Annotated in this window: 17 protein-coding genes; 7 read left to right on the top strand and 10 right to left on the bottom strand. The window is 74.5% G+C overall.

The window, feature by feature from the left end; translation table 11 throughout:
• Nucleotides 1–23 precede the first annotated feature (23 nt).
• The 3 genes from ACIBST_RS14040 to ACIBST_RS14030 all read right to left on the bottom strand — a co-directional run bounded on the left by ACIBST_RS14040 (nt 24) and on the right by ACIBST_RS14030 (nt 3,049).
• Nucleotides 24–1,112: a serine hydrolase domain-containing protein gene (locus ACIBST_RS14040; RefSeq protein WP_397171693.1), complete on the bottom strand. Its 1,089-nt coding sequence runs from the start codon at nt 1,110–1,112 to the stop codon at nt 24–26.
• 100 nt (nt 1,113–1,212) lie between these two features.
• Nucleotides 1,213–1,974 (bottom strand): 3-keto-5-aminohexanoate cleavage protein, encoded by a 762-nt coding sequence (locus tag ACIBST_RS14035; protein ID WP_397171691.1) that lies wholly within the window; start codon nt 1,972–1,974, stop codon nt 1,213–1,215.
• Nucleotides 1,975–2,062: 88 nt separating this feature from the next.
• Complete coding sequence (locus ACIBST_RS14030) at nt 2,063–3,049, bottom strand: aldo/keto reductase (protein ID WP_397171689.1); 987 nt, start codon at nt 3,047–3,049, stop codon at nt 2,063–2,065.
• Nucleotides 3,050–3,190: 141 nt separating this feature from the next.
• Between ACIBST_RS14030 and ACIBST_RS14025 the strand changes: the two genes are divergently transcribed.
• From ACIBST_RS14025 to ACIBST_RS14000, 6 genes are all read left to right on the top strand, one after another.
• Nucleotides 3,191–3,970 carry an SDR family NAD(P)-dependent oxidoreductase gene (locus ACIBST_RS14025; RefSeq protein WP_397172574.1) on the top strand — a complete coding sequence of 260 codons (780 nt, stop codon included), beginning with the start codon at nt 3,191–3,193 and terminating at the stop codon, nt 3,968–3,970.
• On the top strand, nt 3,967–4,545 hold the full coding sequence (locus ACIBST_RS14020) for a TetR/AcrR family transcriptional regulator (protein WP_397171687.1): 579 nt from the start codon (nt 3,967–3,969) through the stop codon (nt 4,543–4,545). The genes ACIBST_RS14025 and ACIBST_RS14020 overlap by 4 nt, the downstream gene beginning before the upstream one ends.
• A gap of 197 nt (nt 4,546–4,742) precedes the next feature.
• Entirely contained in the window at nt 4,743–5,438 is a 696-nt protein-coding gene (locus ACIBST_RS14015) for a fluoride efflux transporter FluC (protein WP_397171685.1), read from the top strand.
• Complete coding sequence (gene crcB / locus ACIBST_RS14010) at nt 5,435–5,800, top strand: fluoride efflux transporter CrcB (protein ID WP_397171684.1); 366 nt, start codon at nt 5,435–5,437, stop codon at nt 5,798–5,800. The genes ACIBST_RS14015 and crcB overlap by 4 nt, the downstream gene beginning before the upstream one ends.
• Before the next feature lie 108 nt (nt 5,801–5,908).
• The gene (locus tag ACIBST_RS14005; RefSeq protein ID WP_397171682.1) at nt 5,909–6,361 is read left to right on the top strand and encodes an ATP-binding protein; all 453 of its coding nucleotides are present in this window, start codon (nt 5,909–5,911) and stop codon (nt 6,359–6,361) included.
• 76 nt (nt 6,362–6,437) lie between these two features.
• Complete coding sequence (locus ACIBST_RS14000; RefSeq protein WP_397171680.1) at nt 6,438–8,186, top strand: SpoIIE family protein phosphatase; 1,749 nt, start codon at nt 6,438–6,440, stop codon at nt 8,184–8,186.
• A gap of 28 nt (nt 8,187–8,214) precedes the next feature.
• On the opposite strand, the gene ACIBST_RS13995 is transcribed toward ACIBST_RS14000, so the two are convergent.
• The 7 genes from ACIBST_RS13995 to ACIBST_RS13965 all read right to left on the bottom strand — a co-directional run bounded on the left by ACIBST_RS13995 (nt 8,215) and on the right by ACIBST_RS13965 (nt 14,460).
• Nucleotides 8,215–9,063, bottom strand: a complete 849-nt coding sequence (locus ACIBST_RS13995; RefSeq protein WP_397171678.1) for a phosphotransferase — start codon at nt 9,061–9,063, stop codon at nt 8,215–8,217.
• On the bottom strand, nt 9,060–10,991 hold the full coding sequence (locus ACIBST_RS13990; RefSeq protein WP_397171676.1) for an alpha/beta fold hydrolase: 1,932 nt from the start codon (nt 10,989–10,991) through the stop codon (nt 9,060–9,062). The genes ACIBST_RS13995 and ACIBST_RS13990 overlap by 4 nt, the downstream gene beginning before the upstream one ends.
• A gap of 55 nt (nt 10,992–11,046) precedes the next feature.
• On the bottom strand, nt 11,047–11,670 hold the full coding sequence (locus ACIBST_RS13985; protein ID WP_397171675.1) for a TetR/AcrR family transcriptional regulator: 624 nt from the start codon (nt 11,668–11,670) through the stop codon (nt 11,047–11,049).
• A gap of 95 nt (nt 11,671–11,765) precedes the next feature.
• The gene (locus tag ACIBST_RS13980) at nt 11,766–12,092 is read right to left on the bottom strand and encodes a TraR/DksA family transcriptional regulator (RefSeq protein WP_397171673.1); all 327 of its coding nucleotides are present in this window, start codon (nt 12,090–12,092) and stop codon (nt 11,766–11,768) included.
• 35 nt (nt 12,093–12,127) lie between these two features.
• Nucleotides 12,128–12,871, bottom strand: a complete 744-nt coding sequence (locus tag ACIBST_RS13975) for a rod shape-determining protein (protein WP_397171671.1) — start codon at nt 12,869–12,871, stop codon at nt 12,128–12,130.
• A gap of 360 nt (nt 12,872–13,231) precedes the next feature.
• Nucleotides 13,232–13,552, bottom strand: a complete 321-nt coding sequence (locus ACIBST_RS13970; RefSeq protein WP_397171669.1) for a hypothetical protein — start codon at nt 13,550–13,552, stop codon at nt 13,232–13,234.
• Nucleotides 13,553–14,031: 479 nt separating this feature from the next.
• Nucleotides 14,032–14,460, bottom strand: a complete 429-nt coding sequence (locus ACIBST_RS13965) for a hypothetical protein (RefSeq protein ID WP_397171667.1) — start codon at nt 14,458–14,460, stop codon at nt 14,032–14,034.
• A gap of 360 nt (nt 14,461–14,820) precedes the next feature.
• Between ACIBST_RS13965 and ACIBST_RS13960 the strand changes: the two genes are divergently transcribed.
• Nucleotides 14,821–15,351 carry a GNAT family N-acetyltransferase gene (locus tag ACIBST_RS13960; protein ID WP_397171665.1) on the top strand — a complete coding sequence of 177 codons (531 nt, stop codon included), beginning with the start codon at nt 14,821–14,823 and terminating at the stop codon, nt 15,349–15,351.
• Nucleotides 15,352–15,819 lie beyond the last annotated feature (468 nt).

The raw sequence follows: 15,819 nt of genomic DNA, 5'->3' as shown, positions 1-15,819 counted from the left end.
CGGCGGGGCCGCCGGAACGCCGGTCAGCGGGTGCAGAGGGCGGTGTCGAAGGCGGCGATCAGGAGGTCGCGGGCCTTGCCGCCGTTGGCCGAGCCCGTCGTGTACACGGTGACCGTGCGGCCCGCGCGGTCGCGGCCGCTGAAGGTGGACACGCCCGGGACGTCGCCGCCGTGCCCCCACAGCTTCCCGCCGCAGCTCAGCGGGATCTCCATGACGCCGTAGCCGTAGCGGGCGCCCTTGGGCCAGCCGGGCCGGTCGACGTCGACGTACGAACCGGACCTGACGGACTGCGCCCGCCAGAACGTGTTCAGGTCACGCGGCGTCGAGACCAGCCCGCCGCTGGCGCCGAACGCGTGGCCGGGCAGCCGGGTCACGTCGACGACGCCGTCCCCGGGGTGCAGCGGGTGCACGCCGTAGGTGTGCGCGTGCGGGCCGCGGATGCCGGTCTCGCCCTCGGCCGGCCAGTACGTGTCCCGCATGCCCAGCGGCTTCAGCACCAGGTCGCGGCTGACCACGCGGAAGTCGCGCCCGGTCACCGCCTGCGCGACCAGGCCGAGGACCATGTAGTTGGTGTTGGAGTAGGCGAACCGGCCGCGGGGCGTCGGTTCGAGGGAGAGGGCCAGCTTGAGCAGGTCCTGCTTGCCGATCTTCGACCAGTCGGCGGCGGGGGTGAAGTCGGGCAGGCCGCTGGTCTGCTGCAGGAGCATCTTCACGGTGATGTCCCGTCCGTCGACGCCCTTGCCGCGGATGACCCCCGGCAGGTACGTCTCGACCGGCTCGTCCAGGTTCACCTTGCCCTGGTCGGCCAGCTTCAGCACGGTCGCCGCGATGATCGACTTGCTCACGCTGGCGATCCTGAACCGGCCGTCGGCGCCGGGCATGGGCTGCTTCGTGCCGCGCCGCGCGGTGCCGGAGACGACCGTCGCGGTCCGGCCGTCCGGGTGGCGGATGTAGGCCACGGCGCCGGGCACGTCGGGGGAGGCGGTGAGGGCGTCCAGCCGCGACTGCACCGACGGCGCCCGGCCGGCGGCGAACGCCGGGGCCATCGGCGCGAGCGCCAGCGGGACGATCACGAGCAGGGCGAGTGCGCGCCGGGCTGCGGTGGAAGGCATCGGGACTCCTTGTCGCGTCGATCAAGTTATTTCCCGACTGTGGCGAATCGGCGGCTTCGCCACAGTCACGGCACCACCCGCCCTCATGCGGGGGCTGCCCCTACCGACCGGCGGGCGCCGCGTTCTGCCCGCCGGGGCGGGCCAGGGCCAGGACGTGGCGGATGAGCGCGGCGTTGTCCTCGGCCGGGCCGCCGTCCGGGGCGAGCAGGGTGTCCTCCAGGCCGATCCGGGTGGCCAGGCCCCGCCGTACGGCCTCCGCCACGAGCGGCCACGTCGCCGGCCCCTCGCCGTGCAGCAGGCGGGGAGCGGGCGAGCCGTCCAGGCGGTCGAGAACGGCCGCGGCCCGGGGGACGGCCTCCTCGGCCGGCGCGTCGATCACCTCGACGAGGATGCGCGTCATCCGTCCGGCCAGCCCCGAGGCGGTCAGTGTCGCGGCGTCGGCCGGCGTCCACACGCCCGCCTCGACCCCGATCCCCGCCGCCAGCAACACCCGCGCCAGCTCGCCGAACCCCGGCTCCGACAGGTTCACCGAGGCGAAGTCAGGACGGGCGCCGGCGGGCAGCTCCGCCCAGGCGGTCACCGCGTCCAGGCGGGCCGCGGCGTCGCCGCCGGTGATCCACAGGCCGGTGGACACGCCCACGGGCAGCCCCGGCGCCGCCGCCCTGACGGCCGACGCCGCCGCCCCGATGTCGGCGGCGGCCAGGGACTCGCGCCCCGCCGCGTCCCGCGGATGGACGTGCACCGCGGCCGCCCCCGCCCGCCGCACGGCCAGGGCGTCGGCGGCCAGCTCGGCGGGCGTCAGGGGCAGCCGGGGGTGCTCGCCCGCCGTCCGGCTGCCGTTCAGACACGCTTTGATGAACATGAGCCCCATCCTTACCCGGGCGAACCGGGCTCAGGCACGGCGCCCCGGCGGCCTCCCCGAGCCCTTCCGGCGCCGGGGCGGGCGCGGGTCAGTGGGCGGCGTCGAGGCGGGCGCGCTGGTCGGCGGTCAGCTCCAGGTCCACGGCGGCCAGGCTCTCCTCCAGCTGGGCCACCGACGAGGCCCCGACCAGCGGGATCACCGGGAACGCCGAGCCGATCTGCCAGGCCAGCACCACCTGGTTCATGCTGGCCCCGCACTCCTTCGCGACCTCGCGCAGCACCGCCATGCGGGCCGGGGTGCCGGGGTGGTCGTAGTCCGGCGGCAGCGGCTTGTCCTGCCGGGTGTAGGCCCCGCCGAGCAGCGGCGAGTAGGCGACCAGGGTGAGGGCCGGCTCGGCGCGCAGGTAGCTCAGCAGCTCGGCTCCGGCGTGGCCGAGGCTGCCGTCCTGGAAGATCGACTCCGGCATGTCGAAGCGCGGGCGCAGCAGGCTGTGCTGGTACTGCAGCACCTCGTACCCGGCCACCCCCGACGCGGCGGCCAGGGCGCGGGCCCGCTCCACCCGCCAGATCGCGTGGTTGCTCGCCCCGAGCAGGCCGACCGTGCCCTCGGCCACCAGGGCGCCGAAGCCCTCGACGGTCTCGGCCACCTCCACCGTGCGGTCCTCGATGTGGGCGTAGAGCAGGTCGATGCGGTCGACGCCGAGGCGTTCGCGGCTGCGCTCGGCCGACTCCCTGATGACCTTGGCGGACAGGCCCTCGGCGTTGTCGACGTAGCTGGTGCCCGGCGCGAGCGGCCGCGCGCCCAGCTTGGTGGCGATCACGATCTCGTCCCCGGCGCCGCTGGAGCGCCGCCAGCGGCCGAGCAGCTCCTCGCTCTGCCCGCCCTGGCCGCCGTCCACCCAGAAGGCGTAGTTGTCGGACGTGTCGATGAACGTCCCGCCGGCCTCGACGTAGCGGTCGAGGAGGGCGAACGACGTCTTCTCGTCGGTCACCGAGCCGAACAACATCGCCCCGAGGGCGAGCGCGCTCACCTCGCGGCGGGTGTCCGGGTTCGTGCCGATCGTCCGGTACTTCATGCTGTCTCCCCAGTTCGTGGCGTTCTGTACGAGGCCCCGGAAGGGGAGTCTGGGGGCTGGAGCGAACTCCAGGTCAAGCCGGACGGGCCGCCTTCTTGAAATTAGATCATTTCTCTAGAAAAATGCTCTGATGTGTCGATCATGGTGGTGACCGGCGGCAACCGGGGCATCGGGTACGCGGTGTGCGAACGGCTGGCCGCCGACGGGCACAAGGTGCTGCTGGTCGCGCGGGACGCGGAGCGGGGCCGCGAGGCCGCCGCGCGGATGGCGGGGGACGTCGAGGTCGTGGCGGGCGACCTGACCACGGCGGAGTCGGTCCGGCGGCTGGCCGGCGACCTGCTGGATCGCTGCCCGCGCATCGACGTGCTCGTCCACAACGCCGGCCGCTGGCCCGCCCGCCGGGTCCTGACCGACGACGGGCTGGAGGAGTCGTTCGCGGTCAACCACCTGGCGCCGTTCCTGCTCAACCACCTGCTGGAGGACCGGCTCGGCCGCGTGGTGCAGGTCACCGCCGGCCTGTACGCCAAGGGCCGGGCCGAACCCGGACGCACGGCCGTGGGCGCCGACTTCTCGCCGATGCGCACGTACGCCGACACCAAGCTGTGCAACCTGCTGACCGTGCCCCTGTTCGCCGAACGCTGGCGGACGGCCGGGATCACGATCGACGCCGTGCACCCCGGCGTCATCCGCACCGGGCTCGGCGACCGCCGCGGCCCGCTCGGCTGGCTGCTCAAGGCCGCCAAGCGCAGCTGGGCCGCGCCCGAGGAGGGCGCCCGGCACGTCGTCTCCCTGACCGGGGCTCCCGGCACCGGCCGGTACTTCGACCAGGACCGCGAGGTCCCGTTGCAGGGCCCGGCGCTGGACGCCGACCTGGCCCGGCGCGTCTGGGACGAGGCCGAGACGCTGGCCGCGGTGCGATGACCCGGCACCGGCGCAGCGAGGAGACCGTGCGCAGGCTCCTGGACACCGCCCTGGACGTCTACCCCGCCGACTTCACCCTCCGGGCGGTGACCACGCGCAGCGGCGTCAGCATGGGCAGCGTCTACCACCACTTCGGCAGCCTGGAAGGGCTGGCCGCCGCGCTGTACAGCCGGTGCATGGACGAGCTGCTCGACGCGCTGGTCGCCGTCACCGAGGAGACCGCCGACGCCCGTGACGGCGTGCGCCGCGCCGTGACGGCCTACCTCGGCTTCACCGCTTCGCACCCGGACAAGGCCCGCTTCATCCACGCCGCGCCGTACGCGCTGGACCTCGGTCCGTACGCCGAGCGCATCGCCGCGGCCAAGGCGTCCCGGCTGGGCAGGCTGAACGCCTGGATCGGCGCGCGCATGGCAGAGGGGGCGGTGGCCCGGCTGCCGGCGGCGCAGGTGGAGATGCTGCTGATCGGGCCGGTGGCCGAGGTGAGCAGGCGGTGGCTGGCGGGCGCGCCCGACATCGACCTGGACGAGGCGGCCCGCGTCCTGCCCGACCGCGTCTGGCTGTCGCTCAGCGGCTGACGCCCCGGCTGCCTGTGGGGGAAGCTCCTCGGCGGTGGGTTCGGGGTGGTCGCCGGTATGATGGGGGCGGCTTCCCGTGCCGGGAGCCGCGGCGGTGGGGCCCGCCGCCTCCCGCCCGTCCGGGGGTAACCGCGGTGTCGCCGCCAACGGTCCCTGCCAGAGATGTGCCACGCTCATGTGCTGGTAGGAGATGCCTGATGACCCACGCCCGTCCCCCCGAGCCCGCACCCGAGCCTGAACGCGGCCGGGCGCACGCCGCCGCCGAAGGGGCGGCGATCGGCGGCCCGTCCCCGGTCGAAGGCGTCGAGGCCGGTGGCGCGCATGCCGCCGGCGGCATCCGGGGTGCGCAGGTCGATCCGCGGGCCGCGGTCGACCCCGACGTCGATCTCCACGTGCCCGCCCAGCGCGGCGAGCTGGCCCGCGCCCCGGTCGCCACGCTGTCCGTCATCGCGGCCGGCGGCGTGCTGGGCGCGCTCGCCCGCTACGCCGTCCTGACCGCCTTCCCGGTGCCGCGCGGCGGGTTCGCCTGGCCGACGCTGGCCGTCAACGTCACCGGCTGCCTGCTGATCGGGCTGCTGATGGTGGCCATCACCGAGGTCTGGCAGGCCCATCCGCTGACCCGGCCGTTCCTGGGGGTGGGGGTTCTGGGCGGGTTCACCACGTTCTCCACCTCCATCGCCGACGCCCAGGGGGCGCTGGCCGCGGGGGAGCCGCGCACGGCGCTCGCCTACCTGGCGGTCACGCTGGTCACCGCCCTGGCCGCGGTCTTCCTGGGCCAGGTGCTCGGCCGCGGGCTGCTCGGCCGGTTCGCCACCGCCCCCGACCAAGCCGTCCCCGATGAGGCCGCTCCCGAGCAGGCCGCGCGGGGTCCGCGCGGTGGGAGGCGTCCGTGACGACGTTGCTGCTGGTGGTGCTGGGCGCCGCCGTGGGCGCGCCCGCCCGCTACCTGATCGACCGGGCCGTCCAGGCCCGGCACGACAGCCTGTTCCCGTGGGGCACCTTCACCGTGAACGTGACGGGGTCGGCGCTGCTCGGCTTCCTGCTGGCGCTGCCCGCCACCGGCGGGGCGCAGGCCCTCCTGGGCACCGGCCTGTGCGGGGCGCTGACCACGTACTCCACCTTCGGTTACGAGACCCTGCGGCTGCTGCAGAACGGCGCCCGCACCTACGCCGCGCTCAACGCCGTGGCCGGCATCGCGGCCGGCCTGGGAGCGGCCTGGTGCGGCATCGCCCTCGCCCAAGCGGTCATGCCCTGAGCCGTCCGCGAGCCGGGCCGAGCGGTCGGCCGCGTTTGACGATCACTCGGCGGGAAAGCTGAGAGGGGCCGGCGTACCCCTTCCCGACGCCCGATAGACGAGACGATCATGCTTGTGGAGTTCGAGCTGCGCTGTCCCATCAGCGCCGATCTGGCGTTCATCCGTGACCTGGTGCGCATCCACGGCCACCACAGCGGACTGTCCGGCGAGCGGCTGGAGGACCTGGTGCTCGCGGTGAACGAGGCCGTCACCAACGTCCTCGACCATGGCGGCTCGGCCGGCCTGGTCACCGCGACCCGGGACCCGATCGGCGTCTGCGTGGAGATCCTGGACACCGCGGGCCGCCTGACCCCCGACCACCTCGACGCCGCCGACGTCGACCCGACCGCGTCCCACGGGTTCGGCCTGTGGGTGATCCAGCAGCTGTGCGACTCGGTCGCGCTGGAGCAGACCGGCCTCGGCTCGCGGCTGCGGCTGCGCATGCTGGTGCCCTCGGAGACCCCCGGCGCCGCCGATCGCCGCCTCATCAGCATGGCCGGCGGCGCCTTCCCCTGGTCCTAGCCCGGCCGGCGCCGGCCCGGCACGTTCCCGGGTACACGAAGTCGGCATGTCAGTAATCATCCGATAACGTAGTGTGATGATGGCTGATCGGGGCGACGTCGGACACCGGCCGGACGGCTCCGGTTCCGGCGCCCAGCCGGCGGAGTGGCTGCTGCGGGCGGCCTTCGACGGCACGGGCATGGGCATCTACCTCACCGATCTCGCCGGCCGCATCACGTGGGTCAACCCGGGGGCGGCGGCCCTGCTCGGCTTCACCGCCGACGAACTGCGCGGCGCCGACGCGCACCAGACGCTGCACCGCCGCCTCGACGGCAGCCTCCCGCCCCGCTCCGGCTGCGAGCTGGTGACGGTGTGCCGGCAGGACCGGTCCGCGCGCAGCGAGTTCGCCACCTTCGCCACCGCCGGCGGCCGGCTGCTCCCGGTCGCCTGGCTGGCCTCGCCCCTCCACCACGACGGCGAGCCGGCCGGCGTCGTCGTGGTCTTCATCGACGTCGTCGAACGCCTCGACGCGGCCGGCCGGCAGGCCGAAGAGCTCGCCCGCGCCCAGAAGCTGACCGAGCAGTTCCGCCTGCTGACCGAGATCAGCACCGTCCTCACCCAGACGCTGGACGTGCGCGAGGCGATGACGCGGCTCGGCCGGCTGCTGGTGCCGCGCCTGGCCGACTGGGCGGCGGTGGACATGTTCCTCGGGCCGCGCGAGCTGCGCCGCCTGGCCATGGCCTGCGCCGGGGCCGCGCCGGTGGACCCGTCCTGGTTCGCCGAGCTGCCGTCGTTGCCGAAGGGCCCCTCCCGGTCGGCGCTGGTCCGGGTGCTGCGCGGGGAGCAGGCCCTGCTGCTGGGGCCCGAGCAGATCGCCGCGCCGCCCGACGGGCCGCTGGCCGCCGCCCACGACGCCCTGTTCAACGTGCTGGGCGGCTCGTCGGCGATCGTGGCGCCGCTGCGCACGCCGCGCCGCGTGCTGGGCGCCCTGACGGTGGCGCGCACCGACCCGGCGCGGCCGTACACGGAGGCCGACGTGGAGCTGGTGGCCGACATCGCCCGCACCGCGGCGCTGGCCGCCGACAACGCCTGCCTGTTCGGCCAGCAGCGCGACATCGTCGACACCATGCAGCGCCACCTGCTGACCGCGCTGCCCCAGGTCGATCACCTGCAGCTCGCCGCACGCTACCTGGCGGCCCCGGCCGGCTCCCAGGTGGGCGGCGACTGGTACGACGCGTTCGTGCTCCCCGACGGCGTCACCGCGCTGGCCATCGGCGACGTCGCCGGCCACGACCTGGAGGCCGCCGGGCAGATGGCCCAGCTCCGCAACATGCTGCGCGCCCTGGCCTGCGACCACAAGGAGTCGCCCAGCCTGATCCTCGACCGGCTCAACAAGGTCATGGCCGTGGCCAGCGACGCCCTCACGGCCTCGGCCATCCTGGCCCGGATCGAGCCGCCGCAGCCGGGGAGCGATCCCGACACGCGGATCCTGCGCTGGACCAGCGCCGGCCACCTGCCGCCGCTGCTGGTCACCGCGCACGGGCAGGCCCGCTACCTGGAGGAGGGCCAGTCGCTGCTGCTGGGCGTGCATCTCGACGACGTGACCCGCCACGACGCCCTGGCGCCGCTGCCGCCCGGCAGCACGCTGCTGCTCTACACCGACGGGCTGGTCGAGGTGCCCGGCGTCAACCTGGACAACAGCCTGGCCCGGCTGCGCCGGCACGCCGCGACGCTGGCCCGCCGTCCGCTCCAGGACTTCTGCGAGCAGGTGCTCGCGCTGGCGCCGTCGCCGCGTACCGACGACATCGCGCTGCTCGCCCTGCGCCTGCCGCCGCCCGGCCAGTAGGGCGGACGCCGCTCCGGGGGAGGGGCGGTCAGGGGGCGGTGAGCGCGGCCTCGATCGCCGGGCCGTGGCGCTCCAGCCACGCCTCGCGCCGCTTGATCAGGTCGCCGACGCCCTCCTGCCACATCCGGGCCCAGCCGCCGCCCCGCTCCTCGGCGATCTGCCGCATCGAGAACCACGACCGCCGGGTGCGCAGCACGGCCACCTCGACCAGGCGCGAACGGTCGACGCCGGACATCCCGTACGCGTCGGCGAGCAGGCGGCAGCGGCGCGGCACGTCCAGCCCGCGCAGGGGCGGGTCGGCGTCGGCGGGGTCGCCCAGCGGCGCCCAGTACATCATCGCGCTCATCAGCTCCTCCGCCCGGGTGGCCGGCCTGGCGATGTCGAAGTCGATCAGCCCGGCCGCCACGCCGTCGCGGAAGACGATGTTGTCCGGCGTGTAGTCCAGGTGCCCGACCAGCTCCGGCGGGTACGGCGGCGCGGGCGGCATGCCCGGCGGCTCGGTGAACCCGAAGTCCGCCCGCACGCCGTCGGGCGGGACGAACCCCGCCACCGCCTCGTGGTAGGCCCGGATCAGCCGGCCCACGGAGGCCAGCCGCTCCTCGTCGGCCAGCCACGCGGGCCGCGGCCGCCCGGCGACCTCGCCGGGCACGAAGGTCAGCACCTCGCGGCCGGCGGCGTCGATGCCGAGGAACCGCGGCGCGCCCGCGAACCCGGCCTCCGCCAGGTGCCCCAGCAGGGCGTGGACCAGCGGGGCGTTGGGCCCCACGGTGCGGCGCACGGTGTCGCCGACGCGTACGACGCCTTCGGTGACGTCGCCGCCGGCGAGCGGGATCTCGGGTTGGGGCTCGGCGGGCTCGGTGTAGGTGACGGAGCTCATGATTCCCTGAGGTGGTGAGGGAGTGGGCCGGTCATGATGTCAGGCATGGACGGCGGAGGGCAATCGTCCACGGCGGGCCGGAGGAGGACCTGACGCACGATCTCCGCGACGGCGGCCGGGTGGGTGAGGTGCGGGTGGTGCCCGGCCCCCGGGACGACCGTCACCGGGACGGGGCTGCCGGTCAGCGGGTCCAGCTCACCGGCCACGAGGTGCACGGGGACCGGGCCGCCGAGCAGCGTGCGGAGCGCGGCGCGCTCGGCGGGGCGGTGCGCGGCGCGCAGCACGCGGGCGGTGCGCCTGGCGGCCCCGGGACGGCGGAGCCCGGCCGCGGCGCTCGCGACCGCCCGCCGCGCGTCCTCGGGCGGGGACGCCGGGCCGAGGAGGGCGGACGCGAGCCGGTCGGGGCCCATCCTCCCGAGGAGCGGGGCCGCGAGCAGCAGCGTGAGCGCGGACGGCCGGCGCTGGAGGAAGTACGGCGACACCAGGATCAGGGCGGCGATCCGGCCGGGATGGGCGGCGGCGTACCGGAGCGCCGGGGCGGCGGCGGCCGAGTGCGCGACGATCACCGGACGGGTGCGCACGGGCTCCAGCAACCCGGCCAGCCAGTCCGAGGCCGCGCCTTCGGCGGGCGAGGAACGCCCCAGCCCCGGCAGGTCGGCGACGAGCGCGGGAAACCGGTCCGCGCCAGCTCCTGGGCGACCCGCAGGAATCCGGTCCGCGGCAGCGTCGGGGCGGGCCGCGGGCGGGGTGCCGTCCAGTTCGCCGAGCACGCCGTTCCAGGAGTCGCCGTCGAGCGGAAGCCCGTGCAGCAGGACCAGCCGCGGCGACGTGCGCTCGCCCGCCACGTACGTACGCGACCCCGCCACGCTGTGGAAACCGCCGGGACGCGCGGCCGGAGCGGCCCCGAAGCGGTCGGCGACCAGCCGGTCGGCCCAGCGGCGCAACGCGTGCTCGACGGGTGGCCGCCGCAGCCCCGCGGACGCGGCGACCCGGTCGGCCGAGCCCGTGTCATACCGGTCCTCGGTCAGGAAGCCCAGCGTCTCGGGCTCGGCGCCGGTCAGCGCGGACGGCAGGCGGCGGATCACGCCCACCGGCACGCGCATGCGGGGCGCGCGTACGCCGAGGTGGCCGGCGAGCAGCCGGATCAGGTCGGGCAGGTCGGGCGTGGCGGGATCGAGCACCCAGTGCAGGCCGCCGGGCTCGGGGTCGTGCTCGGGCACGGCAGCCATGAACCGGGCGAAATGGTCCACCGTCACCACCGGGACGAACGTACGGGCGCTGCCCGGCAGCGCGGGCAGCCGTCCCGCCCACAGGTCGCGGACCAGCGAGGCCAGCCCGAGGTACTGGCCGGCCTCGCCGGTCAGCGAATGGCCGATGACGCTGCTCGGGTTCACCACGGTCAGCGGCACGCCGAGCCGCGCCGCGGCGACCCGTACGGCGGCGTCCCCCTCGACCTTGGAGCCCTCGTACGCCCCTTTGTCCCGGTACAGGGCCGCCAGTTCGGCCTCCGGGAGCGGATGGCGCGGCCGCGGGTCCAGCCCCACGCGGTAGCCCGACACGTGCACCAGCCGGCGCAGCGCGGGACGGGCGGCGGCCCAGTTCAGCACGTTGAGCGCGCCTTCGACGTTGACCGTCCTGGCCTCCTCGCGTCCCATGCCGAAGCGGTAGACGCCGGCGGCGTTGAACACGTCCCGCACGCCCGCCGTCTCTTCGGCGGACCCGCTCAGCCCCAGGCCGGGCCCGGCCGTGACGTCGCCCTCGACGACCGTGAGCCGCGTGCCGGGCACGCCCTGCTCGCGCAGCCAGCGGCCCAGCCCGCCGTCCGCGCGGCGGACGACGGCCGTCACGGCGCGGCCCTGTTCCAGCAGGTGCAGGACCGTCCATCTGCCGATGAGGCCGGTCGCGCCGAACACCACGGCGTCTTCCATGACGATTCCTCTCTAGACCGATCTGCATATTTTGGAGGTACGAAAAACCGCCGGTTCAGGCCAGCAGCCTGACGACCTGGCGGCGGACCCGTTCGACGGGCGTCCGGGACCGGCTCGCACGGGCCAGCACCAGCGCGCCCTCGATCAGCGCGAGCACGGTCGCCGCCAGCTCGTCGGCCGCGTCGTCAGCAGTGTCACCGGCCGTGTCACCGGCCGTGTCGCCGGCCGTGTTGTCAGCCGTGACGTGCCCGTCGGCGCGCAGGGCGTCGGCCAGTCTGCGCTGCCAGCCTTCGTAGATGCCGGCGCAGACGCGCCGCAGCTGCTCGTTGGAGGAGGCGACCTCCAGGGCCACGGTCGCCACCGGGCAGCCCTTGGCGTACCCGGCCGCCACCATCCTGTCGGCCAGCGCGTCGAGGACGGCCGGCACGAGCTCCCTGGCGCCCGGCAGCGTGCCGGCCAGGTCGTCGATCATGGCGTCGACCTCGCGCCCGGCGGCGGCGAGCGCCTCGCCCACCAGCTGGTCCTTGCCGCCGGGGAAGTGGTGGTAGAGCGACCCGCGAGGCGCGCCGGCCACCGCCAGCACCTCGTTGAGGCCGGTGCCGTGACTGCCCTGGGCCTCCACCAGCGTCCGGGCCGCCGCGATGATGCGCGCCCGCGTCTCGTCCCCCTTGGCCGCCATGCGGCACACACTAGACCGGTCTGCATATTCCTGTCCATTCGGCCGCCGTCGGTGGACCGGCCGCCCGACGTCGCGAAGGGCGGCCGGTCCCGGGGTCAGGCGGCTTCGTGCTGGCGCTGGCAGTTGATGCAGAACCGGGCCAGCGGGCGGATCTTGAGCCGTTCGAACGGGATCCCCGCCTCGCAGTGCGAGCAGCGGCCGTACGAGCCGGCCGTCAGCCGGTCGCGGGCCTGGGTGAGCTCGGCGATGGCCCGGTCGGCGGTGGCGAGGGAGACCAGCAGCTCCTGCCAGGTGTCGTCGGCGCCGTTGCCGTCCTGGGCCGCGGCCTGCAGGCCCAGCAGGTGGCGGCTGCGCCGCTCAAGCTGCTCGTCGATGTCCTGGCGCAGGGACTGGAGCTGCACGGTGCTGAGGTGGTCGGTCATGGTGGTTTCCTTTCCGCGCTGTGAATTGCGGGGGTTCAGAGGGCGATGACGGGCGCCGCGGGGCGCAGGCACAGGCGCAGCAAGCCGCGGACGGTGGCGTGCTGCGGCTCCGGCGCGGCGTTGATCCGCGTGCGAAGGGCGGTGTGCAGGCGGTCCAGCAGCCGCGTCTGGAGCGCGCCCCCGCCGGTGACGGTCAGGCCGTGGTCGCGGACGGCCGGGCGGAGGTGGGCGGGCTGGCGGCGCAGCAGGCCGGCGGTCATCTCCACGACGCCGTCCAGCGCGTCCGGCAGCAGGCCCGCGCTCGTCGTGGCGCTGAGCTGGAGCGCCGCCGCGTCACTGACCGCGCCGCCGCTGACGACGACGGCCTCGACGATGCCCGCCCCGACGTCCAGCAGCAGGTACGGTCCCGGCCCCGCGACGTCCAGACCGGCGCCCGCGGCTGCGGCCAGCGGCGCCTCGACCAGCGTCACCTGGCAGCCGGCCGCCTCGGCGACGGCCGCGCGCACCGCCTGACGATCGCTGCCCGTCGCGGCCCTCGGCACCGCGGCCATCACGTGCTCCAGCGGCCGGCCGCCGGCCAGCCAGGCGTCCTGCAGCACGAGATGGACCAGCCGCAGGCAGGCGCCCGGGTCGACGACCATGCCGCGGCGGATCGGGCGGACCGGGATCCCGGCCGCGCTCTCCGGCGACGGGACCACGACCGCCGAGGGACGGTCGGCGATGGCGAACCCGTCCAGGGACAGCGAACGGGTGCGTGAGGTGCCCAGGTCGAGCACCACGTGAGCGCGGTGCACCGCGGATGTTCGCGGTGAGTGTTCGTGGACTGATCCGGCGTCGGACATGACGATGATCGGCTCCTTGCTCTGGCGCGGAGAACTCGTACGCGGACAACTCGTACGCGGACAACTCGTACGCGGAGAACTCGTATGCGGAGAACTCGTATGCGAAGGACGAGAGAAAAGGGCGCATCCCGGCACGCGGGGACGCCACGACGGCGACCTCCGGCCGTACGGGAACGCGCGGAACCCGCGGGCGGCCGGGCGACGCGTGGACCCGGCCGTGCGTGGGCCGGGCGCGACGACCGGCCCCGCGGCGCGCTCGGCGGGCCGGGAGGCGGCGACTCGTGAAGAGGGAGGGAGCTAGATCAGCGGCGGGCTGCGCGAGCCCGCGGTGCGGTGCCCGACCTGCTGCGGGTCGCGGATCGCGGCCGCGTCGGAACCGGGCGCCGGGAGCAGCGCGAGGTGGGCGGCCTCGGCGTGCCGCGCGCCGCGCAGCGGCGGCCACAGCGACAGCACGTGGTGCTCACGGCCGCTGGACGCCTGGGGCGGCAGGCTCGGCATCCGGTCGCCGCTCTGGTCCGGGGTCCATGCGTGACCGGCGGACAGGGGGCGCGGGATCGTCTGGTCGTCGGCGTAGGAAGGGCCGGCGACCAGCAGGGACAGCAGAACCAGGCCCACCACGCAACACAGCGCGATGGGGCCTCGTGGCGTTCTGCACGGTCCCGTCATAAGGCCGACCATAGCCCAGCCGATGAGAAAAGGCATTACCGTCCGGTTCCCGGTCCGGCGGCGCGGCGCCCGGTCGGCGGGGAGGTGGGGCGGGGGCGTCCGGAGGGGCTTCCGGTGCTGGTGGGGGCGGGGGCCTGCGGGGCGGGGCATGCAGCGGCGAGGGCGTGCGGGGTGGAGGCATGCAGGGGTGAGGTGTGCGGGACAGGGGCGTGCGCGGTGGGGGCATGCAGGGGTGAGGTGTGCGGGACAGGGGCGTGCGCGGTGGGGGCGGCAGGGCGGGGACTGCAGGGCGGGGTTCGCCGGGACATGGGCGCGTGGCCGGTCGCCGGACCGGGAGCCGGTCTTCGTCCGGACGGCCGGTGTGCTCATGTCGCCGGGAACCCCGCCGTTCAGCGTGCTGGTGTGTCAGCGGGAACTTCGCCGCGGTTCATTTAGAACCCGTCGAAGTTCTCGCCCCACTCGCCCCAGTCGTCGTCCTCGTTGTGGTCGTCGTCGCGGCCATGGTCGTCGCGGCCGTGGTCGTCGTTGTCGTGGTCCGGCTTGTGGACGGAACGGCCGGGAGGGCCTTCCGGACCACGCGGGCCCTGGGGACCACGCGGGCCTACGCGGTGGTGGTGGTCGTGGTCGTGGTCGTGGTGGTGACCGCCGCCCCACCAGCCGCCCCAGCGCGGGCCCCACCAGCGAGGACCGCAGTGTCGCCAGCCGCAGCCGCCCCGGAGGACCGGCTTCTCATCGGCTGGGCTCTGATACGACGCCGTGCCGGCCGTGCTGGCCTGAGCGGCCGGCATCTGGCCGCCACCCAGCAGCAGGCACGCGCTCGTGGCGAGCACGGCCGCCGGCTTCTTCATCATTGATTTCATCGCGCTTTCCGTTCAGAAGTTTCCAGAACCGCCGCGGGACTTCTCGACTGCCGTCGGTCTCCGGCATGAGCAGTCTTACCCGCGCATTGAGTTCGGAGTTCTGACAAGACAGGCATGAGCTCCTAAAGCTTGACCAGATTTACCAGGCCCTTACAGCCGACTTGTCCAGTTTTATTGCGACAAAGAGCGGTGGTGTCGCTTTACTGTGACTCGATCATTCCCTAGCACTGTCGCCCCGAAAATGCGGCGCTGCCGGGAACATGCGCTCCGGGCGTCCGGCGCCGCGGACCTGGGGGTGCCGGTTTGGCCGGACGTCCGCTATCGTCACTGTCGTACCGCTACTAGACAGTGAGGTGGAGTGTGACGGAACGTACGGACGTACGGCTTGAACTGCTGACCGGCGAGCAGGCGCTCGCGCGCCGGGCGGAGCTGATCGACCTCTACCGCGAGGTGTTCACCGGGCCGCCGTGGAACGAGGGGGAGGGCGAGGTCGCCGAGTTCGGCGTCCGGTTCGCCGCCGACGCGGCCCGTCCCGGTTTCCGTGCGGTGCTGGCCGTCGACGACGCGGGCCCGTGCGGGTTCGGGACGGCCTGGCCGACGGCGACCCCCCTGCCGCAGAGCCGCAGCTACGGCAAGGTGCTCGCGGCGCTCGGCCCGGACGGGGTGTCCCGGATGCTGGCCGGCGCCCTCCAGGTGGACGAGCTGGCCGTCGCTCCGCGCGCCCGCGGCCGGGGCCTGGCGGGACGCATTCTGCACCTTTTGTGCGGCCAAAGTCGGGGCTGGCTCCTGACCTCCGTGAACGCCCCCGACGCCATTCGCCTGTATGAGCGCCTGGGGTGGCAGCGTGCGGGCGAGAACGACGGAATTGTGGTATTCATCAAGCCCGAGTAACCGCGAACTTTCCCGCAATCTCTGGACTAGTACCGATATCAAGAACAAAACCACACGAATATCGAATAAGCCAGACATCCCCACCCCGCAAAAGCCAAACACCCCCGAAGCAACCCCATAACCCCCAATCACCCCCACCCCGCCTCCGGTCGCACCGCCCGAGGCGCAGCATCTCCGGTCGCACCGCCTCTGATGTGCCGTCCCGGGTCGTGCCGTCCCGGGTCGTGCCGTCCCGGGTCGTGCCGCCCCGGGTGGTGCCGCCCCGGGGGGTGCCGCCCCGGGTCGTGCTCCGTCGCACCCGCACCCCGCGCTGTGCCCCGGACGCCACGCCCACGCCGCTTCCAGCGGGCTGCGCCCCAGCGGGCTGCGCCCCGGTCACGTCCCGCGGAGTGGTGTAGCTCGGTTCTCGCGTGAGGCTCTGCTGGTTCGACTATGCCGTCATGAGTTCGGTGTGCGCCACCTCCTGCT

Source organism: Nonomuraea sp. NPDC049684, assembly GCF_044465345.1.
Taxonomy (GTDB): Bacteria; Actinomycetota; Actinomycetes; order Streptosporangiales; family Streptosporangiaceae; genus Nonomuraea.
This window is presented reverse-complemented; position numbering and strand designations above follow the sequence as displayed.